We start from the raw sequence: 24,229 nt of genomic DNA, 5'->3' as shown, positions 1-24,229 counted from the left end.
TTCATGTAACCGTTTTATCCACTATATAGACATATATATTCATGAAAATAAATGATCATTAATTTCTTTATTAGGATAAAGGACTTATAGTATTTCCCATTATCCTACAGAAGCTGTCAATTATTATTCGAGGCTGTATCTTATTTTTCCTCTTTTATCCGGCTTTATTCCGCAGGTTTTTTCATGTCCTAAAACCTTTACATAATATAAAAAAGACCCACCTTTTAAAAGGCAGGCCTAAATCACTTATCTCGATCCTTTAATATACGGTTTACCAATCGCTTTTGGCCCTTCAGCACGTCCAACAAATCCAGCAAGAGCTAAGATCGTTAACACGTAAGGTGCAATCAATAAGAATACTGGCGGAACATCAGAAAGTAAAGGAATTTGCTGACCAGTTATACTTAAAGCTTGAGCAAGACCAAAGAATAACGCCGCTCCAAGTGCTCCAAGCGGATTCCACTTACCAAAGATCAGGGCTGCCAGCGCCATAAATCCTTGTCCAACGATGGTCGTTCCTGAGAAGTTACCTGTAACCGTTAAAGCAAATACTGCTCCGCCAAGTCCTGCAAACGCACCACTTAGCATAACACCGATATAACGCATACGATTGACATTAATCCCCATCGTGTCAGCTGCCATCGGGTGCTCACCTACAGAACGTAAGCGAAGACCGAATGGTGTGTAGAAAATAACGAAATACACAATGACCGCTAAAAGAATCGCGACATACGAAGTCATATATGCACTTGAGAAGAATAGTGGTCCAATAAACGGAATATCACTTAAAAGCGGGACATCCATTCTGTAAATACGGTTAGAAATATAATCCGTTTGTCCTTTGTTATAAAGAAGTCGAACAATAAATACCGTTAACCCTACAGCAAGGAAGTTCAGTGCAACCCCGCTGACAATCTGGTCCGCACGGAATGTAATGGATGCAACTGCATGAAATAAAGAGAAAAGTGACCCAATTAAAATTGAAATAACTAAGGCAAGGAGAATAACGACTGGGCCGCCCATTCCCATCCCTTCTAACGTTAACGTCGTAATAATGGCTGTGAAAGCCCCCATCACCATCAGCCCTTCAAGACCGATGTTTACAACACCCGCACGTTCACTGAATAGTCCACCTAATGCAGTTAAAATAAGCGGGGCCGCTGCAAAAATGGCAGCTGGTATAACAAGCCCAAGAATTTGCATGATATCCATTAGATGTCCTCCTTCTTCACACGGTTCATGACCCAGCGAATGATGTAACTTGATGCCACAAAGAAAATAATTAAGGCAATAACAATTTCAACTAACTCTGTTGGTACACCAGCCTGTGATTGCATGTTTAGGGCACCAATTTTTAATCCACCGAACAAGAAAGAAGCAAGTACTACACCAATTGCTGTATTTGCACCAAGAAGGGCAACAGCGATTCCGTCAAACCCTAAGCCTGAGAAGCCGGATAAGATACTCATGTAGCCGTATGTTCCAAGTCCTTCCATAGCTCCAGCCACACCAGCGAACCCGCCGCTGATCAGCATCGATAAAATAATATTGCGTTGAACATTCATTCCCGCATATTGGGAGGCATGTTGGTTAAGTCCAACCGCACGCAGTTCGTATCCTTTTGTAGTTCTCCATAAAATAAACCACATGATTACACACGCTAAGATCGCAACAACGAATCCCCAGTGCAAACGTGAGAAGTCTGTTAGTGATTGTAAAAATGGAGAGGAAAGAGAAGCAGACTGATTAATCGACTCAGTTCTCTCACCCGGTACAAGTAAATAAGAACGAATAATAGCATTCGCTGTATAAAGCGCAATATAGTTCATCATGATTGTAACAATAACTTCATGCACTTGAAATTTAGCTTTAAGCAAACCTGGAATAAAGCCCCAAAGTGCACCAGCAAGGGCACCAGCTAAAATCGCCATTGGCAGGTGAAGCACTGCCGGAAGATCAAAAGCAATCCCCACATAAACCGACGCCAGCCATCCGACAATCAGCTGTCCTTCAACCCCGATATTTAATAATCCAGTTCTAAAGGCAAATGCTACCGCTAAACCTGCAAGAATGAGCGGTGTCATCATACGAATCGTTTCACCAAGATAATACGTATCGCTGAAGATCCCTCTAATTAGCGCTGAGTAGCCCGTAATAGGATTGTAACCACTTACTAACATAATGATTGCCCCAATAAAAATACCTAGAAAAACGGCAATCAAAGGGACAGACCATGACAATAACCTTCCTTTAGGAAGCAACTTCGCCATCACTGTGCTTCACCCGCTTTCTCTTTCTTCCCGCCTGCCATAAGCAGCCCGAGCTCTTTCTCATTTGTTTTATCTGCATCAACAATCGCGACGATCTGTCCTTCATACATAACCGCAATCCGGTCACTCACATTTAGGACTTCATCTAACTCAAGTGACATTAATAAGACTCCACGTCCCTTATCACGTTCTGAGATCAGGCGCTTATGAATAGATTCAATTGCCCCTACATCAAGACCACGTGTCGGCTGTGCCGCAATTAAGAAGTCAGGTGAACGGTCTACTTCACGAGCAATAATTGCTTTTTGCTGATTACCGCCCGAAAGCGCACGTGCCGGTGTGTATTCTGAAGGCGTTCTTACATCAAAGTCTTCAATTAATTCTTTCGCCTTCTTATAAATTTCTGGATAATTTAATACGGTATTTTTTGAGTAAGGCTTTTGGTAATATGTTTGCAAAACAATATTTTCACCAATCGCAAAATCAAGGACTAACCCGTGCTTATGGCGATCTTCAGGAATATGCCCGATTCCAGACTCTGTTACCTTACGTGGTTTTAGGCCAACTAACTCTTTGTTGTTCAATTTGATTGAGCCTTTATCGGCTTTACGCAAGCCCGCAATGGCTTCAATAAATTCAGATTGCCCGTTTCCGTCTACCCCGGCAAGACCGACAATCTCTCCAGCCTTGATTTCAAGGTTCAGAGATTTTACAGCATCCACACCGCGTGAATCTTTAACAGTTAAGTCTGTTACAGAAAGCACTGTTTCTTTAGGGGCTGCTGGTGTTTTATCCACTTTAAAATTAACTTCGCGTCCTACCATCATAGCAGCAAGCTTGTCCTGATCTGTTTCACTTACTTCAACTGTTCCGATCCCCTTACCACGACGGATAACCGTACAACGATCACATACAGCCATAATTTCTTTAAGCTTATGAGTAATTAAAATAATTGACTTCCCTTCTGCTACAAGGGTCTTCATAATTCCAATCAGCTCTTGAATTTCTTGAGGGGTCAAGACAGCTGTCGGCTCATCAAAGATAAGGATATCAGCGCCGCGGTACAGCGTTTTCAAAATTTCTACACGCTGCTGCATTCCGACTGAAATGTCTTCAATCTTCGCATGAGGATCGACCGAAAGACCATAACGCTCTGAGATCGCTTTAACTTCTTTTGCAGCCTTTTTAATATTAACGACTCCAAATTTAGTCGGTTCATTTCCCATCACAATATTTTCAGTAACTGTAAATTTATCTACTAACATAAAGTGCTGATGCACCATTCCAATTCCAAGACGATTGGCAATGTTAGGGTCTGTAATTTCAACTTTTTCACCATGTACGCGAATTTCCCCGCGCTCAGGTTGATATAAGCCGAACAGCACGTTCATCAGTGTTGATTTTCCAGCTCCATTTTCACCAAGTAAGGCATGAATCTCACCCTTTTTAAGCTGGAGTGTAATATTATCATTGGCTACAATGCCAGGAAACTCTTTACGGATGTTATTCATCTCAATAACATAACTCATTGGATTCACTCCTTACATATTTAAGAGAAGGTATGTTAATCGCTGATTGCATGTTTGATCGTTTAGCCAAAAAAGAGGCAATGATGGATTGGGCAAACAGCAATCCGTCATTGTCCCTTCGTACTAAGAGATTGTCATTTCATACCATCTGATGCTTTAAGGTAAAACAAAGGCTAGTGTAATACTAGCCTTTGCTTCTGTATAACTTATATCGTTGCTTATTCTAAGCCGTTTAGGTACTCTTCGTACTCATCATCTGTTTGAGGTACGCTGATATCACCTGATTGAATTTGTCCTTTGTAATCTTCAACAGCAGATAAAGCTTCTTCAGAAACGTTATCTGTAGAAGGAGCAATACCTACAGCATCTTCTTCAAGACCATACTCTAGAATTTCGCCGCCAGGGAAGTCTCCGTTCATTGTTTGCTCAGAAACGATTGCAACAGCAGTATCTACACGTTTAACCATTGAAGTAAGAGTGACAGATTGACCATCGCCGTATTCGCCTTCTTCGTGTTGGTCACGGTCAACACCGATTGCCCAAACATTTTCGCCGTTACGTGCACGGTTGATTGCTTCTGTGAATAATCCGTTACCAGTTCCGCCTGCAGCGTGATAGATGATGTCAGCGCCTTGGCTGTACATTGTGTTTGCGATTTGAGAACCACGAGATGCATCGTTAAAGCTCTCTGCATATTGAACTAGGATTTCAGCATCTGGATTTACTGCTTTAACACCAGCTTTGAATCCATTTTCGAACTTCTTGATTAGACCACTTTCAACTCCGCCGATGAAACCTACTTTATCGCCTTCTGTTTGAAGACCAGCAATAACACCAACAAGGAAAGAACCTTCATGCTCTTTAAATGTTACGTTAGCAATGTTGTCATACGTATTTTCTTCAGCATCAAGAACCACTGTATCTACAATAGCAAGCTGCGCATCTTCAACTTGCTCAGCAATTGTACGGATCGCATCTTCCATTAAGAAACCAATACCCCATACAAGGTCAGCATCTTCACGAACTAAGTTACGTAAGTTTGGCTCGAAATCATCCATTGTTTGTGATTGAAGGTAACGGTAACCAGTTCCTTCTTCAAGTCCAACTTCTTCACCAAATGCAGATAAACCTTCCCAAGCTGATTGGTTAAATGATTTATCATCAATTCCCCCAACATCTGTAACCATTGCTACTTTAAAATCTCCAGCTTCAACTGCTTCTTCAGATGAGTCATCCCCACCATCAGCAGGTGTTTCTTCTGCAGTATCACCTGATCCACAAGCAGCAAGAGCAACAGCGGCAGCAACAGACAGTGATAATGTACGTAACCACTTTTTCATTTTATTTCCCCCTTATAAATGTTTGCATGAGAGCACACAAATTAGTATGGCATATTAACAGGATTATTTAGCCATGACCTAAGATCGATCATACCGGCTTTCATCCTGCTTGTCCATCTATTTTGTAAGCGCTATCTTGCAGGCTTGGCGTTGGTAAGACATCAGACTTCTTATCTCTATGAACAACCATCACCAAACGTCATAAATATATCATGATCTTAGACAATAATAAATACTTTTTTTCATTGTTCACAGGTTTTTGACACACTTTATCCGAGAAAGCGAATTCAATGTGTTATCCATATGGTAATAAATAGATATAGAGTGTCTTTATAGTAAAAAAAGACCCCTTTACATAAGGAGTCTTCGAATGATTCATTTATACATAATTTACTCAAATACATGAATAAATGGTTCCTCACCCGGATTTCGGACAACCATACTTTCTTGCTGTCCGCCAACTGAGGTCACATATAAATTCACTTTTACATTTTGATTGTTAATACGCTGGTTGATCACATCTGCCGCGTATTGAGTTAATGCTACAATCTCAGCCTTCCCTTGAAAACGAAGCGGCACCTCAATCGTTAATTCCTGTAATTGATTATCCACGTAGTACCCGCGGCCAACTACGCCGACATACGTATCAAAGAAGCTTTGTATATCATCTTTAATTTGACCGAAAGAAGCTGCATCATTGCTTACATCTTCATTAGCAGCACTTGATGGGAACAAATAATAGCGCTCATTCATTCGCTGCCACCGCTCAAGGCCTTCCCCTGGCTGTGCCGTTGCCTGCATAAAATAGTTTCCTGGAATGGTTGATTGACGCGGCTGCTCACGGAATAACGCGACCGTAATCGGTACCCTGTCAAATACCCCTTCTTCACGATTAGGGTCACGCAGCCTTTGTACGATTAAGTCAGCGATACGCTGCCCCTCTTCTTCCATTTTCTCCTGGCTGATTGGTGTTTCATAGAAATAGTAGCGGCCTTGCTCATCTTCTACTCTGAAGTTATAAACACTGTTCATAGAAAGACCGATAACGATACCGCCAAGTTCATAATTCCCCTGTTCACTTCTAACTAAATAATTATGCTCTAAAATATGCGATAAATAACGAGGCTGATTCTCCTCTTGTTCACGTAAGGTCTCCCCTTCCCCAAGCTCTGGGTTTAACCCTTGTTGATTTTCTACTTGGTCATAACGCATTAACCAGCTGTTAATCTCATTTCTATTAATAAACTGTCCTTCACGAAAGAAATAGTTTTCTGGATCAAACTGCTCTTTCGCAATTTGCGTAAGTCCCATTTCTAAGTTATCAAGGTCTAAGCGGTTGTAAACGACCGCATTACCAAACCCTCTAGACTGGCCGTGTAAATACGATCCATCATAAAGCACACTTTGGTAGTAATTCTCAGGTGTCGATACACGCGGAACAATATCTACAATCTGCTCTTCTTGCTGCGATTCTTCTACAACGACTTCATCGGGTTCTTGCTGAAACATCGGGAAACACCCCGTTAAAAACAATAGTCCCGTTAAGGAGACCAGCCCCAAACGTCTTACCATTGTAACTTTCCTCCTCTACACCTGCACTAAAAAAGACTACGTAAGCTCTTTTAACAATGCAGCCTCATCCCAAATCTCAATTCCTAGCTCTTCGGCTTTCTTTTTCTTTGAGCCGGCATCTTCGCCTGCAATCACTATATCAGTCTTCTTACTTACACTGCCAGTGACTTTTCCACCAAGTGTTTCAATTTTTTCTTTCGCTTCATCACGTGTCATCTCATAAAGCTTCCCTGTTAATACAACTGTTTTATTGGCAAACGGGCTTTCAGCAGCTTCCGTACCATTAACTGGCTTAGGTCCCTTATAAGTCGTATTTACCCCATATGATTGCAAACGTTTGATTAACTCTTTTACTTCATCTGTTTCAAAAAAGCGCACAATGGACGCGGCCATTTTCTCGCCGATCTCGTTTACAGCGACCAGGGCCGCTTCATCTGCTTCGATAATCGCATCAATTGATTCAAATTCCATCGCAAGCGTCTTTGCTGCCTTTGAGCCGACAAAACGAATGCCAAGGCCAAACAACAGCTTTTCAAGCGAGTTCTCTTTTGAAGCTTCGATCGCCTTCATTAAATTATCAACAGACTTCTCCCCCATACGTTCAAGCTTTAACAGCTCAGAACGATCTAATTGATAGAGATCTGCGACGGTGTGAATTAATTTATGTTCAAATAATTGAGCAATGACCTTTTCTCCCAATCCATCAATATTCATCGCTTGTCTTGAAACAAAATGAATTAAGCCTTCACGAATTTGTGCCGGGCATTCAGGATTAATGCAGCGAAGTGCCACTTCCCCTTCTAAACGAACTAGCTCGCTTTCACATTCCGGACAATGAGTAGGCATGCTGAAGTCCCTCTCTCTGCCGTCACGGCGGTCTGTGAGCACATTCACTACTTCAGGAATAATGTCGCCTGCTTTTTTCACGATCACTGTATCTCCAAGCTTCACATCCTTCTCACGGATCAAGTCCTCATTATGTAAGGATGCGCGCTTAACTGTTGTACCAGCTACAACAACCGGATCAAGAATAGCCGTCGGTGTCACAACCCCTGTTCTGCCTACACTAAGCTCGATATCACGAAGAACTGTTACGACTTCTTCTGCTGGAAATTTAAACGCAGTTGCCCATCTAGGGCTTTTCGCTGTAAATCCAAGCTCTTTTTGTTGTTCGATGGAATCAACCTTGATAACAATCCCGTCAATTTCATAAGGGAGATCTGCACGTTTATCTAACCACTCATTTGTATACTCAATGACTTCTTCAATTGTCGCACAGTGCTTGCTTTCATTATTCACTTTAAATCCAAGCTCTTTTAGGTAAGCGAGGCCTTCGTGATGAGAAGCAAGGTCTTGGCCTTCTGCGTTACCGATCGCATAAATAAAGATCGATAAGTTCCTTTTCGCTGCAATTTTAGGATCTAACTGGCGCAAAGATCCGGCCGCTGCGTTACGGGGGTTAGCAAATTTTTCTTCCCCCGCCTCGCTTTTCGCTTCATTTAATGCTTCAAACGATTTTTTCGGCATATACGCCTCTCCGCGCACTTCAAGACTTGCTTCTTGCTTCAGCTTTAACGGAATCGCAGGAATCGTTTTTAAGTTATTCGTAATGTCTTCGCCGATTGTTCCGTCTCCGCGAGTTGCTCCGCGGACGAACTTCCCATTCTCATACGTGAGTGAGACAGCCAGTCCATCAATTTTCAATTCGCAGCTATACGTTACATTATCGCCTACACGCTCGCGCACACGGCGGTCAAAATCACGCAGGTCTTGATCATTGAAGGCATTTCCAAGACTGAGCATCGGAATTTGATGTTCTACTTTTTCAAAGAAAGGAAGAGGTTCTCCACCTACACGCACGGACGGAGAATCCTCACTCACTAATTCTGGATGCTCTCCTTCTAGAGCAATCAACTCTTGCATTAGCTGATCATATTCGGCATCCGTTACAAGCGGCTGGTCAAGAACATAATAGTGATAGCCATACTCTTCTAATTTCTCTCGCAGCGTTTGCACACGCTTTTCTGCCTCTTGTCGATCCATACTCTTCTTCCTTTCCTATTGCTTAGTAATTGGGGCAAACTTAGCAAATAAACGCTTCACGCCAGTAGGCTGAGGGAAAGCAATATCAAGCTCAACAGCTTCGCCTTCACCTTTGATGCTGACAACGGTCCCTACTCCCCATTTTTTGTGCTCTGCTTTATCTCCAACAGCCCAAGCAAATTGATCACCGCCCGTTGAAGTCGATACAGATGCACGCACTTTAGGTTTTGCTGCTGGAGCAGAGGCTGTACCACGTGACGCTTTCATCCAAGCCGGTGTTGGTTTATCCTCGTTCACTTGTTCAAGACACTCTTCTGGAATCTCTGAAATAAAACGAGACGGCGGGTTTGTATTTGTCTTACCATATAAGGTCCGCATCCTTGCATTCGTTATATAAAGCTGCTTTTCAGCTCTCGTAATCCCTACATAGGCAAGGCGGCGCTCTTCTTCCATTTCTTCTGCCTCAAAAAGCGAGCGGCTATGCGGGAAGATCCCTTCTTCCATACCAATCAAGAATACTAGCGGGAATTCCAGCCCCTTTGCGGAATGCAGAGTCATAAGCGTGATCGCATCCTTAGGTTTTCCTTCATTTTCATCGTCAAGCTTGTCAATATCTGCGACAAGCGCAAGATCTGTTAAGAATGCTACTAATGATTTATCATCATTTGATTTTTCAAATTCATTCGTAACCGTTATAAACTCATCAATATTCTCAAGACGGCTCTGTGCCTCGATCGATTGTTCGTTGCGGAGCATATCACGGTAGCCTGTCTTCTCTAGCAGTTCCTCGACTAACTCAGTCACAGATAAATACTCCTGCATTTGAATCCAGTGAGAAAGTTGATCTCTAAAGTCTTTTAATTTGCCGACCGTACGTGCTGTCAGGCCTACCTGCTCAATTTCCTGCAAAGCAGCAAATAGAGAAAGGCCTTGTTCAACAGCATACGCTCCAATTTTATCAACAGTTGTCGCACCTATGCCTCGTTTTGGAACGTTAATAATCCGCTGCAAGCTGATATCATCGTCAGGGTTGGCAATAAGACGCAGATACGCAAGAACATCTTTAATTTCTTTACGATCATAGAACTTAGTGCCGCCGACGATGTTGTACTCAATATTAGACTTCACAAAATATTCCTCAATTACACGTGACTGAGCATTTGTACGGTAGAGAATCGCAATATCTGAGTTAGTGTGCTCCCCGCTTCTCGTTGCTTCACGGATTTTCTCGACCACAAACTGTGCTTCCGATTGCTCCGTATCTGCCCCGTAGTAACCAATCTTTGGACCGTCGTCATTTTCTGTCCATAGGTTTTTCGGTTTACGGTTAAAGTTGTTCTCAATTACTTTGTTTGCTGCATTTAAAATCATTTTAGTGGAGCGGTAATTCTGCTCTAGTAAAATAACGGTCGCATTCGGGTAATCTTCTTCAAAGGATAAGATATTAGCAATATCCGCACCCCTCCAGCGATAGATCGACTGATCAGAATCCCCGACAACGCAAATATTTTCATATTTATCACTAAGCATTCGGACAAGCATATATTGTGCTTTATTCGTATCTTGATACTCATCTACCAGGATGTACTGAAACTTGCGTTGATAGAATTCTAATACCTCTGGTACAAGCTTGAACAGCTCGATCGTCTTCATGATAAGATCATCAAAATCTAAGGCGTGATTTTTCTTTAATTGTTTTTGGTACTCCACATATACTTCAGCTGCCGTTTGATCATATGGTCCCGTTGCCTGCCTCATGCAGTCATCAGGCTTCTTTAATTCATTTTTCCAGCCGCTCATTGTTCCAAGGATGCTTCTTGGATCAAATTTCTTAGGATCAATGTTCTTGTTTTTTAGAATTTGCTTTATAACAGATAATTGATCTGAGGAATCTAGAATTGTGAAATTACGGTTGTAGCCGATGCGGTCAATATCACGACGCAAAATACGGACACACATCGAGTGAAAGGTAGAAATCCAAATATCTTCAGCTACCGGTCCAACAAGTTTTGCCACACGATCTTTCATTTCTCGTGCAGCTTTATTTGTAAATGTAATCGCTAGTACGTTCCACGGCGCAATGGCTTTTTCACGCAGCAAATAAGCGATGCGATGGGTAAGAACTCGTGTCTTTCCACTTCCCGCGCCAGCCATTAGTAATAACGGACCTTCCGTATGAGTTGTTGCTTGTCTCTGCTCAGGATTTAAGCCTGAGAGCATTTTTTCTATGATCTTTTCTTGCATACTTCCACCACCAAACAAATGTTCTTAGTTTATAGTCTACAATGCCTTACCAGTTGATGCAATCGAATGTCCAGCCGACTTCTGCTTTTAATGTACATTCTATTAAGATTTCGTTGCTTTAACTGTTTCTAATGCAGCCTTTAAATCTTCATAAATGATATTTCCTACAACAATCATATCCGCTGCTTCAGCCATCTCTTGTGCCTCTTTTAGTGAGTTAATGCCACCGCCGTAGACGAGCTTCGTTTCATTTAATACGTTTTTCACTTGGTGCACCAAAGAAGGATCCCCGTATGTCCCGCTGTATTCAATATAGAAGATGGGAAAACGGTAGAGGTTCTCAGCCATTCTTGCATAAGCCACCACGTCTTCTACATCAATATCCGTATTTGCTTCTGTCACTTTAGCAGCTTTGGCCTCGGGATTTAAAATGCAATACCCTTCCATCACAATCTCGTCCCAGTTCATGATTGCTCCGTACTCTTTGATTGCTTGATGATGCAGTCCTTGTATCCAGTCAACGTTCTGGCTGTTCATCACAGACGGGATAAAATAATAGTCAAATCCAGGTGTGATTGCTTCAAGATTTGAGATTTCAAGAGCAGCCGAAACAGAGTAACGTCGTACACGAGCTAACAGCTGCAGCGTGTTATCCAATGTCACCCCATCAGTCCCGCCAATAATTAAGCCATCTGTACCTGATTCACAAATGGCTTCTAATTCTTCATCATTTATTTCTTTATTTGGATCTAATTTAAACACATGCTTCCATTCCTTAAATTCAAGCATGAATCTTCAACTCCTATAATCTACCCTCTTCTATGCAGCAGGGTTTCGCTATGACTTATCTTGTGATTCTGAACGTCATTATATCAAAATCCAAGCCCCTTGTCGCCCGGCAATAGGTACCTAAACCAAACACTCAGTCTCCCAAATAAACAAAAAGCTCCCTCCCATACTTTCTAATTCAAGGGAGAAAGCTTTTTCATTTTATAGAGATTGACTACCCTGCTTGTTTCGCTTCTGCTTCTTGCTCACTTCCATTTTTCTTTCTAGACCAGATTGAGACTAGCGCTGGTCCAGATACATTATGCCAAACAGAGAAAATAGCGCTTGGCAGAGCTGCGAGCGGCGAGAAATGAGCTGCCGCAAGCGATGCCCCGAGCCCAGAGTTTTGCATCCCGACTTCAATGGAGATCGCTCTGCGTTTGGCTTCATCGAGTCCGCATAATTTAGCTGTTACATGTCCAAGGAATAATCCAAAGCTATTATGAAGCATTACAGCTAAAAAGACGAGTAAACCTGTTTGAGCAATATTCGCTTGGTTTACCCCGACAACCGCGAGTACGATTGCTAAGATTGCTGCAATGGAAATAATCGGCAACGTCTTCACACTGCTCTCCACAGCTTTCGGGAAAAAGCGTCTTGCAAGCAAGCCAAGAGCAATAGGGATAATGATCACCTGAATAATAGATTGAAACATTGCACCAGCATTTACAGGAAGCCATTGTCCTGCTAACAGCAATAAAATAGCCGGAGTTAATAACGGCGCTAGCAGCGTTGAAATAGACGTCATAGCAACAGAAACTGGCAGGTCCCCTTTAGCTAGGTACACCATAACATTAGAGGCCGTACCCCCAGGACAGGCGCCGACAAGAATTAATCCTACTGCAAGTTCAGGCGGAAGCTGCAGTAATACAGCAATCGCATAAGCAACTAATGGCATAATCAAAAATTGAGCAATCACACCAATCACTACAGGTACCGGCTTCTTAGCGACAACACTAAAGTCGACAGCTCTCATCGTAAGACCCATTCCAAACATAATCACACCTAAGAAAAGCGTGATATGAGGGGCGATCCAAGTAAATAACTGCGGTGCAGAAAACGCAATAAAACTACATAAAATAATAATAAGAGCAAAATACTTACTCATCCACAAACCAATTTTTTCGATCTTTCCAACCGGCTGCATCCAACCCCTCCTTTTCAAATATTTAAACAATTCTAACTTTAAAAGAAGGTGAATGCAACATTATTTGGTGAAATTATCTGACATTATTTGATATTGGATTTCCGCTCAACTCAAGAAAGCGCTTAACAATTTCACTGGGTACATCTCTTCCAAATCGGACCATCATGAAGTTATCATGATAATTCATAATGTCAGGTTCATTGGTTAACACCTCTTCAAAGCCGCCTTTCATCAGCAGCTTTTGGAGAAGCTTTTTGTAGAGAGCACTATCACCATTAACAGAATCCAGATCCCAGTGCCACCGGTATTCTAGTGATATAAGTATATTCTTCTCATAGTCGCCTTCATCGAGTAAGGCTGTTAATAATGAACTTGCCGCCTGCTGATTTCTATACGGAGGCGCCACCTCAACCACACCTAATACGCGTATCTCTTTCATTTTCACCCAACGTTCATATGGCTCAGGCGGTAAGATAATAGCATAACCAACGATAAACTCCTCTGTGTAGGCTATCGCTAGATTTACATCTAAAGTTTGAAAAGCATCCAGCATCGCTAGCTGCTGTTCACTTGGCAGCCTGAATTGCCCTAGCCCATCGTGAAACCGGTGTTTCTGCAACAGCTTCCCGACGAGGGGGCGGTCAGCTGTTACAGATACCGTCTTATATTTAGAGTTCATCAAAGCCGTTGTCACTTGAAACTTTCGCATATTGGCGTGATTTTTGTTCAAAGAAATCACTTTTGGCCGCATTTACATCCTCGTAAGCTTTAATCCATTTAAATACATTTGTACGATGCTCTGGAAAAATATGATCGTAGCCAAGCTGCTTTGCTCTTTTATTTGCAATGAATTTTAAATAGGACCCCATCTCATCAGAGGTTACGCCCTCAATCTGCTCACCGATGATATAGTTGTACCACTTCAATTCAAGCTCCACTGCCGTCGTTAGGGACTGTTTGACGAAAGATTCCATCTCTCTGTTGTTTAATTCAGGATGCTCTTCAAGTAATTCTTTAAATACATTCGTAAATAAATACACATGAAGCTGTTCATCACGGTTAATATAATTAATCATCGTTGAAGTAGACACCATCTTCTGATGACGGGCGAGGTTGTAGAAGAAGGCAAAGCCCGAATAAAAATTAACTCCTTCTAAGATCACATCGTAAACAATCGATCTTGCCAATGTATCTGGTGTAGGGTTATTTGCAAATTCCTCGTACCCATCTACAATAAATTCATTTCTCTCTTTTAGGACAGGATCATTTTTCCAGTAATCGAAGATCTCATCCTGCGTCGCTTTTGGTACAAGACTTGAGAGCACATAGGAATAGCTCTGGTTATGAACGACCTCTTGAAATGACAGCACACTCATTAATGCAACAAGCGATGAATCTGTTAAGTAATCGGCTACCTTTAATGAATAATCCGTTTGTACACTATCTAGGAAAGCAAGAAGGCCGATAATCTTTTTAAAGGCCTCTTGCTCTGTTTCTGTTAGATTCTGAAACTGCTTGGTATCATGGCTCATATTAATTTCAAAAGGCGTCCAGAAATTAGCAAGCATGTTTTTATAGAGAGGATAAGCCCAACTGAACCGTACATCATCCCAATTCAATACATTTGAACTTTCCCCATTAATAATTCCTGTTGAAGCATTCGGGGCGTGTGGATTATAAAGTTTTCTTTTTTGAAGTGTCATTTCATTTCCTCCTCTTAACTTGAACAGCTTTCACAGTCATCTACCGAAAGCGACGTTGAGCGAACGTAATACGTTGTCTTTAGCCCTTCTTTCCATGCAAGCAAATGTAGATCAAGGAGCTCTTTTGCTTTTACGTTGTTTGGAACATATAGATTAAATGAAATTCCTTGGTCGACATGACGCTGACGAGCCGCATTTTGACGGATGCTCCATGTTTGGTCAACTAGATGAGCCGGCTTATAATACCAAGTGGTCCGAGCGTCGAGGTCAGGCGCCACAACAGGAATACGATAATTTTTCTTCTCTTCCACGTAATATTTTTGGAACAAAGGATCAATAGAAGCAGTAGAACCAGCAATAAGAGAAGTCGTTGCATTTGGTGCCACAGCCATCACGTACCCGTTTCTCATGCCATGCTTTGAAATGACCGAACGAATCTCATCCCATTCTGCGCCTTCGTATCCACGTTCGCTAAAGAACTCGCCCGTTTGCCAATCAGACCCTTCATAATGCGGATAGGCTCCTTTTTCAGCCGCTAATTCCGCACTAGCTTTAATCGCCGCTTGATTAATCCGCTCATATACACGCTCCACTTCCCAAACAGATTCCTCACTCTCCCAAGCGATCCCTCGCTTCGCCAAGTGATGATGCCATCCGTACGTACCAAGGCCGATCGCTCTGTACATTTTGTTCGTTTTCTCTGCTTGTTTTACGCCGATCGAATTTTGATCAATCACATTATCGAGCATCCTTACTTGAATCTTCACGACTCTTTCTACCACATCATCTGAAAACACTTGAGCCAGTGACAATGAGCTTAAATTACAGACCACATAATCTCCCGGCTGCTTCTTGATCGAAATCGTATCGTCTTCAAGCGTTTCTTCCACAACGGTTGTCGCACTCATATTCTGCATAATTTCTGTACACAAATTAGAGCCGTAAATCATTCCTTTATGCTTGTTTGGATTCAGCCTGTTTGCTGTATCCCGGTAGAACATAAACGGGCTTCCTGTTTCAAGCTGAGAGAGCATGATTCGTTTCATAACTTCAATCGCTGGAATTTCTGTACGCGACAGTTCATCATTCGCTGCACATTGCTCGTACCTTTTACGGAACTCTCCATCTCCTTTTTTCTCATCATAAAAATCTTCAAGAGAGAATCCCATTTTCACCCGAACTTCATGAGGGTCAAACAAATACCAGGTATCTCTCTTTTCAACAGCCTCCATAAATAGATCTGGCAAAGATACAGCTGTAAAGAGATCATGAGTTCTTTGACGCTCATCCCCGTTATTTAATTTCGCATCGAGAAAAGCAAAGATATCTTTATGCCAAACATCCAGGTACACCGCTATAGCGCCTTGCCTCTGGCCAAGCTGGTCTACGCTGACAGCTACGTTATTTAGCTGCTTCATCCAAGGAATAACGCCTGAGGAAACATTTTTAAATCCACGAATCGATGAACCTCTTGCACGAATCTTCCCTAAATACATACCAAGCCCGCCGCCGTTCTTACTTACGGTTGCCGCATCGGTACAGCTATCGAAAATCGACCTGAGATCATCTTCCACCGTATCGATAAAGCAGCTTGAGAGCTGGCCTCCCACTTTGCCGGCATTACTCATTGTCGGTGTAGCAACTGTCATATATAAGTGTGAGAGCGCCCAATAGGCTTCCTTTACCAATTCAAGCCGGGACCCTCTATTCTCTTCTGACATTAGAGTCATTGCTATAACCATCCAGCGCTCTTGCGGCAGCTCTACGATTTGATCATTAAAGTCCTTTGCCAGGTAGCGATCTGCTAATGTTTTAATGCCTATATACGTAAACTTTTGATCTCGTGCCGGTTCAAGTGTTAAGGCGAGTTCGTATAATTCATCAGTTGAATACGAATCTAATCTTCCGTCATAGATCCCTTTTTCAATCTGCGCTTTCAGAAACTCCGGAAAGCTTGCACTAAGCACTTTCGGTTCTACCCCTCGTTGTTCTGCTATTTGTTCTCTCAAATGGTTGATATAACAAGCAGCAGCCACATAAGTCCAATGCGGCTCCTCCACAGATAATTCATTTAAAGCATGTGATGCACGTTTTTCCCATGTTAGATGCGACGTTTGCTCTAACCAATTACGATCTACCTGCACATCTAGCGGGTTATCTTTTTTTTCTTTTACGTTTATCTCCATTTGTCCCACACTCCTTCATTTAGCTATGTACATTTCATTTGCAAATAAAAAACGCCCTATCTCTCAGGTTTGAGAAATAGAGCGTAAAACGGACTTGGTCATTTGCATACCTTAATCGAGCTAGAAGGCACCTTGCAAATACGCACAAATCTAGCCGCTGCCGTCTCACTTCTCATCCCCCGAAGATAGCTGACTGAGAAATGATGGCAGGTCTCCTGACTTGTGCTTCTCTTTACTCTGAGCCTTCCCGTATAAGCACCTTTCAGCTCTCTTATACAGTGGTTGTCTCATTTCATCCACACTTACAGTTGCGGGGACAGTTCTGGATTTTCACCAGATTCCCTATTAAGCTGCCTAGCAGCACCAACATTCCGCAAAAACAATATATAGTTGTTAGTTATGATTACTAATACGATATATTGATAGATTAAACGATATCAGGGGTGGAATGCAAGGATTATATTTTTGGAGGTGGTTGGGTGACTGGGTGGTCAGGTGGTTAGGAGATTGGGGGAATGATTCATACATAATAATAGAACTCGAAAATAAGCGTATGTTAGTGGAGTATTTGCATAGCTTCAAAATTTGAAATGCTTTAAACATGGTGTAGAGCGGACTCGCCGCTGCTGAAATATGCTTCGCTTTCCGCGGTGAGCTGCTGAGCTTCCTCGGGCCTTAGCCCTGTGGGATCTCAGCCCTGCTCTAGGCACCGCAGGAGCATTCCTGTCAGATGAGTTTTAACCTATTGAAAAGAAAAGGATCCTCCGATATGATGCTTGTGTCTCAAAACAAACATTAAAAAAGGAGGATCCTCACATGAAGGATAATCGAACGAAACGAATTAATCAAGTTCAAGAAAGCACTCTTGTCATTGGAATTGATATCGCAAAGGAGAACCACTATGCCTGCGCGATTGATAGCCGCGGTCGAGAATTAGCTAAAGTGTGGAGGATTCATCAATCTAGAGAAGGCTTTATCCAGTTTGAAGAGTACATTCACATGTTAATGAACCAACATCAAAAGACAGATGTTCTGATTGGTTTTGAGGCAACCGGTCATTACTGGATGAACCTAGCTCATTTCTTAAAGGCAATTGACTTTCCATTCGTCTTAGTGAACCCACTACACGTGAAAAATTCGAAGGAAATGGATGATAACCTTCAAACAAAGAATGATGCCAAAGATGCCCGAGTCATTGCGAAATTACTTCCAAACGGCTACTTTAGTGTACCAAGAGACATGACCCCGGTAGATCATTCTTTGCGTCAAGGATCAGCCATTCGAGAACGTCTACGAAAAGACATTGGGGCAGTAAAAAATAGAATACAGCGTTGGATTGCCCTTTATTTTCCGGAATTTCGACAGCCTTTAAGAATTTTGGAAAACAAGAACTGACGGTTCTAAAGCTTACTCCCCTTCCAGAAGATATCAAAGAAGCCTCTGCAGAGGAGTTAGTCCTCAAACAGAAAGAGGCTGGAGCTAAGTACGCGGGTAAACCTAAAATGGCGAAGCTCATTAATTTGGCCCGTCATTCGATTGGACTAACAGAAGGAGCGCAAATGGCGCGGTTAGAAATCCAAAGCTTGGTTCATCAATTAGAGCTATTAGATGCTCAACTCGAAGAAGTCACGACTCAAATGGTTGAACAGGCAAGATACTTACCGGAGTTTGAATACCTTGTTTCTGTTAAAGGAATTAGTGAAAACACGGTCAGTGAGCTGTTAGCTGAGACGGGTTCTCTTCAGAACTACGAACACCCACGCCAAATTATTAAACTAGCGGGGTTAACATTAAGAGAGAATAGCTCAGGGAACCATCAAGGAACCAAGAGAATTTCTAAGCGTGGCAGAAGAAGATTAAGGGCACTTCTTTACAAAGCCATCCTTCCGCTGATTCATAATAATGAGGCGTTCAACAGCGTGTATACCTATTATCACTCGCGCCAGTATAACCCATTGAAGAAGAAAGAAGCGATGGTCGTATTATGCAGAAAGCTCATTCAAGTGTTTCATGGACTGAGTAGGAATCAAGCAAGCTTCAATCCTGAAAGGATGTTAGCGGACCTCTCCTATATCACAGAGAGTAGAGCAGCGTAAGTGTTAAGCTTTCTTCGTTTTAACAACATATGCACAGAGACTCGGCAAGCGTAGACTTAAGACCGCCTAGGATAGGTGAGTCCATGCAGGAGTAGAAGCCGAGCTCTGCGTCAGGAAAGACCCAACGAAGGAATGTAGGCACTTGATGCCAGGAGATATGGGAGGGTACGTCCCCTGAAGCAGCAGAGATCACTCGTGCAAATACCATTTGAATTGGTAGTAGTTTACAAACTGCCAACGCCACGCGTAAGCATAACAGCCATATCCTTCTTAATCTTCCGTAATGTGTATATGGATATCGGAGTATAGTCTTAAAAAACCAAAGAAACCCCCGTCAGATTAACTTTTCCTGAGGGAGTCTACGCATATTTCATCCGCTGGGTTTCGTGCTTCGTTACTTTATTTAGTGGAACAATTTAATTATGAGTTACTTTAAGTCAAAGTATTATTGCTTTTATCCGCCATCTGAAAAGGTTCCTAATAAGCTTCCACCCAAAATAGGAACCACTTATTAACATCCTTCCCCCGTTGATTGGAGCGGAAGGCGCCGACTCCTGCGGGATGTGCGTGGCCAGGGGAGATCCCACAGGAGCGTATGCGACGAGGAAGCTCCCGGACAGCCCGCGGAAAGCGTGCGCCTGCAGCGGAAATCAACATTTTAGCAGGGAGGATTCTTTCTTTATACTTTGAAACGATAGCTGCCTTAGATGCGTAGCCATTGGTAATCCCGCATGAGTGAATTTATGAGGAGGCAACTGGTTACACCCGCGGAAAGCGAGTACCTGCAGTGGAAATCAGCCACTATGGCAAGGATACGTTTCATTGTGTACATGGCCAGCAGGGACTTATTCGATCTCCTTACAAATCGGATCTGTGGAATCTCGTTTTATTAAACAAACGTTTAATTAACTCGATTGGTCAGCTTTTGGCCCATTAGTACGTCTGCTGGCGTTTGCTTGTCGGCAAGCTCCATCAAGCCTTTTTCCCCAATTAAAACAACGGTTGAGCCAAAGGAAAAGTACCCCATCTCTTCACCTCGGGATAAGGTTGAATTCTTGTGGGTAAGCTCAATCGTATTAACATTCATCGCCCCTACTTTTACAACAGCTAACTGTTTGCCGCAAACGTTTAGCTCTGTTATAACTCGATAATTTCTTGAAAGCGGCCTTCTTCCGTAACGAAGCCCTATATTATTAACAGGGTAAGATCGCCCGCCTAACGTCCATTGCTTTGTGATTTCAGCATCTGCCGGGCTATGGATACGGTGATAATGACTAGGGCTTAAATAAAGAACCATTACTACGCCGCCATCATATTTCTCTGCCGCTTCTTTAGACCCTAACATTTCTTCTAAAGTATAATCTTGCCCTTTCACATGAAACGTGACACTAGGTGCTAGGATATGCTGCTCAGCCAAGATACCGTCAACCGGACTAACGAGAATATCTTCTAGCTGATTAATCGGCCTGCTCTCTGGCTTTAACCTCCGGATGAACAACTCATGCAAACTCTTATAGGAATGAACAGGCTCTAGCATTTCTTGTTCATTTAGATTAAACGTTTTAGCAAACGATCGATTCACTCTTCTGCTCATTTTTGATTCTGCAAAACTCTTTAATATAAGAGAGTTCATTTTATGATTTGATAACTCAATAAAAAGACGATACAGTGACTGTTTAACCATTCGTGCCTCCAATAATTTACTTCTCTAAAATTTTTACTGCTGTTCCATAAGCAATAATCTCTGCAGCCGAACCCATAACGGTTGATGACTGCAGACGCATGCCAACAATAGCATTGGCCCCTTTTTTCTTCGCATCTTCTACCATTCGATGAATAGCAAGCTTTCTCGCCTCATCCATCATCTCATTGTACCCTTTAATTTCTCCTCCGACGATCCCTTTTAATCCAGCTGTAATATCACGGCCGATATGTTTCGTTTGAATTGTGCCTCCTTTTACATACCCAATCACTTCAGTAATTTCAGCACCAGCAATCGTATCAGTAGTCACTATCATCATAATCTATTTCCTCCTCTTTTTCTTTATTTCGCTCAATAATAAATACAATTAGTACCCCGATAAAGCTTAATATGTTTAAAGCTAAAGTAGTCAAAGCCAACGTGATATCAATAAAAGCAAAGATTATCGTTAACACCTGAAATAGAATAGCAAGACTAATAAGTGATGCCTTCCACTTTCTATACATGTTTAACAAGCCACTCTTTCATCGTCGTTAACAGCTCGTTGGACAATGGTTTACTGCCTGCTTGTTTATATGCTCTCTTCAGCTGAAGAATGGAATAGTCTTCTGCTTGATCTCTTAGCATATGATTCATGTTCGGAATAATCTTGGCTTCCACCTCGCCGCCTGCGTACCTTTCGACTTCAAATACTCGCTCAGGCGTAACTTGCACGTCCTTTGAGCCCGTTACAGCTAAGATCGGACACTCAACTTCTTCAAGTACTTTACGTGCATTGAATTGATAATGTTCGCGAAACCATTTCGCATTCATTTTCATTCCTTGAACACGTACCGTTGCTGATTCTGAGCGGATCATTTTCTCATCAAATTTAGGTCCCTGCTTCTCCGCCCGCTCGGGGATCTTTAATACATTTAACAGTTTCCCTTTTATACCGCTTATTTCTTTTAAACTGCGAACAGCCTGCCCTCTTTGATGGGCCAACGCCTCAGCCATCGTCTCAGCAGCACCTGATAATAAAATGACTCCAGCAAGCTCCTCGTCTTTAGCTAAAGCTGGTGCAATCATTGCCCCTTCACTATGACCAATAACAAACACATGATGTGGGTCGACTTCCGGCTGTTCTTTTAAAAAGCGGAGCACAGCTTTTGCATCATCAATCAAATCCCATAAGCCGGCCTCAAGATACGTCCCTGTTGAAGCACCAACTCCACGTTTATCATATCTCAATGCGACAAAGCCATTTTCTTTAAAAAATGCGGCGAGCGAGTTATAAAGATTAAACACTTGCCCTCTTTTTCCATTCCCATCACGATTAAGGGGACCAGACCCTGAGATAATGAGTACGGCAGGATAGGATTGCTCTTTTTTTTCAGGCACTTCAAGCGTTCCGCTAATTGTAAGGTCACCACGCTGTATCGAGACCATCTTTTCCATGATCATTCCACCTCTGGTATTGAAATGGTTGCTAACCTCCGTGCACGTCTATCTTTATTCGGTTTCTTCTCCACCGCTTCCTTAATGAGATGACCAAGCTTTTCAGCAAACTCTTCAAACTCCTCATCACTTAGGTGCATCGTAGTCTGCCAATATCCTAGCCCATCTTCTTTATATGAAGCCGGTTGTTGACTCATGACATACCGTTCAAATTCTTTTGCTAAATTAGCTTGATAGGTCATAAAATAACGAAGATGTTCTTCAGGTGCTGTTTCTTCTAATTCCTTATCTGTGATCGCTAAATTCTCAACCAGTACGGCATATACTTTTTCTACCGTTCCTCTTACTTTGTTCGTTTCCACCACGTGAATCAATTCAGCGTCTGATAATATTTTTAAATGGCGGTACATTGTTGCTTGTGGTACATCGCCTAAATTATCAATCAGCTGCTGTACTGTTTGGTTAGGAGATTTAACAAGTTCCTGAATAATTCTCATACGAATAGGATGAAGCATGATATCTGCTTTCTTTTCAGCCAAAACATTTCTCCCTCTCATTATTATCATTTTATATAATGATAATAATATACTTTATAGTATATGTCTACTTTCTCCATAAGAAAGAGGCTCTGTCTTCATGACAGAACCTCATTAAGCTAGTTAACTTGCTTGTTTTGCAGTTGTTTTAGCTGCTTCATAGAAATTATTAAAATAATCATTTGTCTCAGCTACAATGACTTTCCAAAGCAATAATAAGGCAATTAAGTTTGGAATCATCATCAATGCATTGGCCATATCTGCAAATGCCCATACTGTTGCCAGATTTGCTACAGTACCGACTCCACAAGCTGCGATGTACACTAAGCGATAACCTGCAATACCTTTTGAGCCTGCAAGGTATTCAAAACACTTCTCGCCGTAGACATACCAGCCGACAATCGTCGAGAAACCAAAGAAGATTACTGAGAATGAAACGATATATTCACCAACGACTCCAAGGACCGAGCCGAACGCCGCACTTGTTAAAGCACCGCCTTCAAGCGTTGCATCATGAGCAACCCCTGATAAGACACCGCCTGATGGATCCCAAAAGCCTGTAATTAATAATGTCAGACCCGTCATCGTACAAACAACGATCGTTACAATAAATGTACCCGTCATTGCTACAAGAGCTTGTTTTACCGGATGGTCTGCACGAGCGTTACCAGCAATTAATGCTGCCGTACCAAGACCAGCTTCATTTGAGAAAATACCACGAGCAACCCCGTTACGAATCGCTTCTGAAACGACGATCCCTAAGAAACCACCAGCTGCCGCTACAGGATTAAAGGCATAATAAAAAATTAGTTCAAAAGCAGGAATGATCATATCATAATTTAAGATCAAGATGATAAATGCCCCACCCATATACAGGAAAGCCATAATCGGAACAAAGAAACTTGCAACTGTACTAATACGCTGAATACCACCAAAAATAATGACACTTACTAATACAACTAAGATTAAACCAGTTACCCAGTTTGCCATACCAAAGCTATTGCTCGTTACATCAGCAATCGTATTTGATTGCACACTGTTCCCAATACCTAAAGCCGCAAAGGCACCAAATAAAGCAAAGGCAACAGCAAGCGCCTTAAACTTCCGACCGAGCCCTCGCTCGATGTAATACATCGGGCCACTCGAATATTCGCCCTTGTCATTCTTCACACGGTATTTTACAGCAAGTAATGCCTCTGCATATTTAGTTGCCATACCTAGTAAACCAACAATCCACATCCAGAAAATTGCCCCAGGACCACCAAGCGTAATAGCTGTAGCTACCCCGGCAATATTACCGTTTCCAATTGTTGCCGCAAGCGCTGTCATCAATGCTTTAAAATGACTTACATCACCTTCAGCTGCAGCATCTTTACTATCTTCTTTACCAAAACCAATCTTAAATGCATAGATAAGACGGCGGAATTGCAGCCCTTTTAAAACAAGGGTTAAAAATAAGCCTGTCCCAAATAATAAGATTAAACTTGGCGGACCCCATAATACATTATTAATCTTTCCTAGTATGTCTAAGATGTCCATCACATTCACTCCCCACAGATAACGCTTTCATATATTATAATAAGATTGTATATGTTA

18 protein-coding genes, 1 pseudogene and 1 riboswitch are annotated in these 24,229 nt (G+C 42.1%); of the genes and pseudogenes, 1 reads left to right on the top strand and 18 read right to left on the bottom strand.

From position 1 onward, the window contains the following. Positions 1 to 246: 246 nt before the first annotated feature. From BPOF4_RS02075 to BPOF4_RS02020, 12 genes are all read right to left on the bottom strand, one after another. Positions 247 to 1,212, bottom strand: a complete 966-nt coding sequence (locus tag BPOF4_RS02075; RefSeq protein WP_012957398.1) for an ABC transporter permease — start codon at positions 1,210 to 1,212, stop codon at positions 247 to 249. Next, positions 1,212 to 2,270, bottom strand: a complete 1,059-nt coding sequence (locus BPOF4_RS02070; protein WP_012957397.1) for an ABC transporter permease — start codon at positions 2,268 to 2,270, stop codon at positions 1,212 to 1,214. The genes BPOF4_RS02075 and BPOF4_RS02070 overlap by 1 nt, the downstream gene beginning before the upstream one ends. Beyond that, entirely contained in the window at positions 2,270 to 3,799 is a 1,530-nt protein-coding gene (locus tag BPOF4_RS02065) for an ABC transporter ATP-binding protein (protein ID WP_012957396.1), read from the bottom strand. The genes BPOF4_RS02070 and BPOF4_RS02065 overlap by 1 nt, the downstream gene beginning before the upstream one ends. 218 nt (positions 3,800 to 4,017) lie before the next feature. Beyond that, positions 4,018 to 5,139 carry a BMP family lipoprotein gene (locus BPOF4_RS02060; RefSeq protein WP_012957395.1) on the bottom strand — a complete coding sequence of 374 codons (1,122 nt, stop codon included), beginning with the start codon at positions 5,137 to 5,139 and terminating at the stop codon, positions 4,018 to 4,020. 390 nt (positions 5,140 to 5,529) lie between these two features. Further along, entirely contained in the window at positions 5,530 to 6,711 is a 1,182-nt protein-coding gene (locus BPOF4_RS02055; RefSeq protein WP_012957394.1) for a CamS family sex pheromone protein, read from the bottom strand. 36 nt (positions 6,712 to 6,747) lie between these two features. After that, on the bottom strand, positions 6,748 to 8,754 hold the full coding sequence (gene ligA / locus BPOF4_RS02050; protein ID WP_012957393.1) for an NAD-dependent DNA ligase LigA: 2,007 nt from the start codon (positions 8,752 to 8,754) through the stop codon (positions 6,748 to 6,750). Between the two features lie 15 nt (positions 8,755 to 8,769). Next, the gene (gene pcrA, locus BPOF4_RS02045) at positions 8,770 to 10,998 is read right to left on the bottom strand and encodes a DNA helicase PcrA (RefSeq protein ID WP_012957392.1); all 2,229 of its coding nucleotides are present in this window, start codon (positions 10,996 to 10,998) and stop codon (positions 8,770 to 8,772) included. 102 nt (positions 10,999 to 11,100) lie between these two features. Continuing rightward, entirely contained in the window at positions 11,101 to 11,787 is a 687-nt protein-coding gene (gene pcrB / locus BPOF4_RS02040) for a heptaprenylglyceryl phosphate synthase (protein WP_012957391.1), read from the bottom strand. Positions 11,788 to 12,001: 214 nt separating this feature from the next. After that, the gene (locus tag BPOF4_RS02035; RefSeq protein WP_012957390.1) at positions 12,002 to 12,973 is read right to left on the bottom strand and encodes a bile acid:sodium symporter family protein; all 972 of its coding nucleotides are present in this window, start codon (positions 12,971 to 12,973) and stop codon (positions 12,002 to 12,004) included. Positions 12,974 to 13,046: 73 nt separating this feature from the next. Next, positions 13,047 to 13,682, bottom strand: a complete 636-nt coding sequence (locus tag BPOF4_RS02030; protein ID WP_158305544.1) for a GNAT family N-acetyltransferase — start codon at positions 13,680 to 13,682, stop codon at positions 13,047 to 13,049. Next, a complete protein-coding gene (locus tag BPOF4_RS02025; protein WP_012957388.1) occupies positions 13,642 to 14,676 on the bottom strand; it encodes a ribonucleotide-diphosphate reductase subunit beta in 1,035 nt (344 codons plus the stop codon). Before BPOF4_RS02025 ends, BPOF4_RS02030 begins: the two co-directional genes overlap by 41 nt. A 14-nt stretch (positions 14,677 to 14,690) precedes the next feature. Continuing rightward, positions 14,691 to 16,862: a ribonucleoside-diphosphate reductase subunit alpha gene (locus tag BPOF4_RS02020; protein WP_012957387.1), complete on the bottom strand. Its 2,172-nt coding sequence runs from the start codon at positions 16,860 to 16,862 to the stop codon at positions 14,691 to 14,693. A 188-nt stretch (positions 16,863 to 17,050) separates the two neighbouring features. Beyond that, positions 17,051 to 17,245: riboswitch (cobalamin riboswitch) on the bottom strand. A gap of 433 nt (positions 17,246 to 17,678) precedes the next feature. On the opposite strand from BPOF4_RS02020, the pseudogene BPOF4_RS23015 reads away from it, so the two are divergent. Continuing rightward, positions 17,679 to 18,958, top strand: a pseudogene (locus tag BPOF4_RS23015) (IS110 family RNA-guided transposase). 901 nt (positions 18,959 to 19,859) lie between these two features. Here BPOF4_RS23015 and BPOF4_RS02010 read toward each other — a convergent pair. From BPOF4_RS02010 to BPOF4_RS01985, 6 genes are all read right to left on the bottom strand, one after another. Continuing rightward, positions 19,860 to 20,642, bottom strand: coding sequence for a phosphatidylserine decarboxylase (locus tag BPOF4_RS02010; RefSeq protein WP_012957383.1), 783 nt, complete (start codon positions 20,640 to 20,642; stop codon positions 19,860 to 19,862). 16 nt (positions 20,643 to 20,658) lie between these two features. Next, a complete protein-coding gene (locus BPOF4_RS02005) occupies positions 20,659 to 20,979 on the bottom strand; it encodes a YbjQ family protein (RefSeq protein ID WP_012957382.1) in 321 nt (106 codons plus the stop codon). Beyond that, positions 20,960 to 21,166: a hypothetical protein gene (locus tag BPOF4_RS02000; protein WP_012957381.1), complete on the bottom strand. Its 207-nt coding sequence runs from the start codon at positions 21,164 to 21,166 to the stop codon at positions 20,960 to 20,962. Before BPOF4_RS02000 ends, BPOF4_RS02005 begins: the two co-directional genes overlap by 20 nt. Further along, on the bottom strand, positions 21,159 to 22,097 hold the full coding sequence (locus BPOF4_RS01995; RefSeq protein WP_012957380.1) for an alpha/beta hydrolase family protein: 939 nt from the start codon (positions 22,095 to 22,097) through the stop codon (positions 21,159 to 21,161). The genes BPOF4_RS02000 and BPOF4_RS01995 overlap by 8 nt, the downstream gene beginning before the upstream one ends. A gap of 2 nt (positions 22,098 to 22,099) precedes the next feature. Continuing rightward, positions 22,100 to 22,636, bottom strand: a complete 537-nt coding sequence (locus BPOF4_RS01990) for a transcriptional regulator (RefSeq protein ID WP_012957379.1) — start codon at positions 22,634 to 22,636, stop codon at positions 22,100 to 22,102. Between the two features lie 120 nt (positions 22,637 to 22,756). Beyond that, entirely contained in the window at positions 22,757 to 24,172 is a 1,416-nt protein-coding gene (locus tag BPOF4_RS01985; protein ID WP_012957378.1) for an alanine/glycine:cation symporter family protein, read from the bottom strand. Positions 24,173 to 24,229: the final 57 nt, after the last annotated feature.

It is taken from the genome of Alkalihalophilus pseudofirmus OF4 (assembly GCF_000005825.2).
Lineage (GTDB): Bacteria > Bacillota > Bacilli > Bacillales > Bacillaceae_D > Alkalihalophilus > Alkalihalophilus pseudofirmus.
Note: the sequence above shows the minus strand (reverse complement) of the source record. Positions and strands in the feature narration are given on the sequence as shown.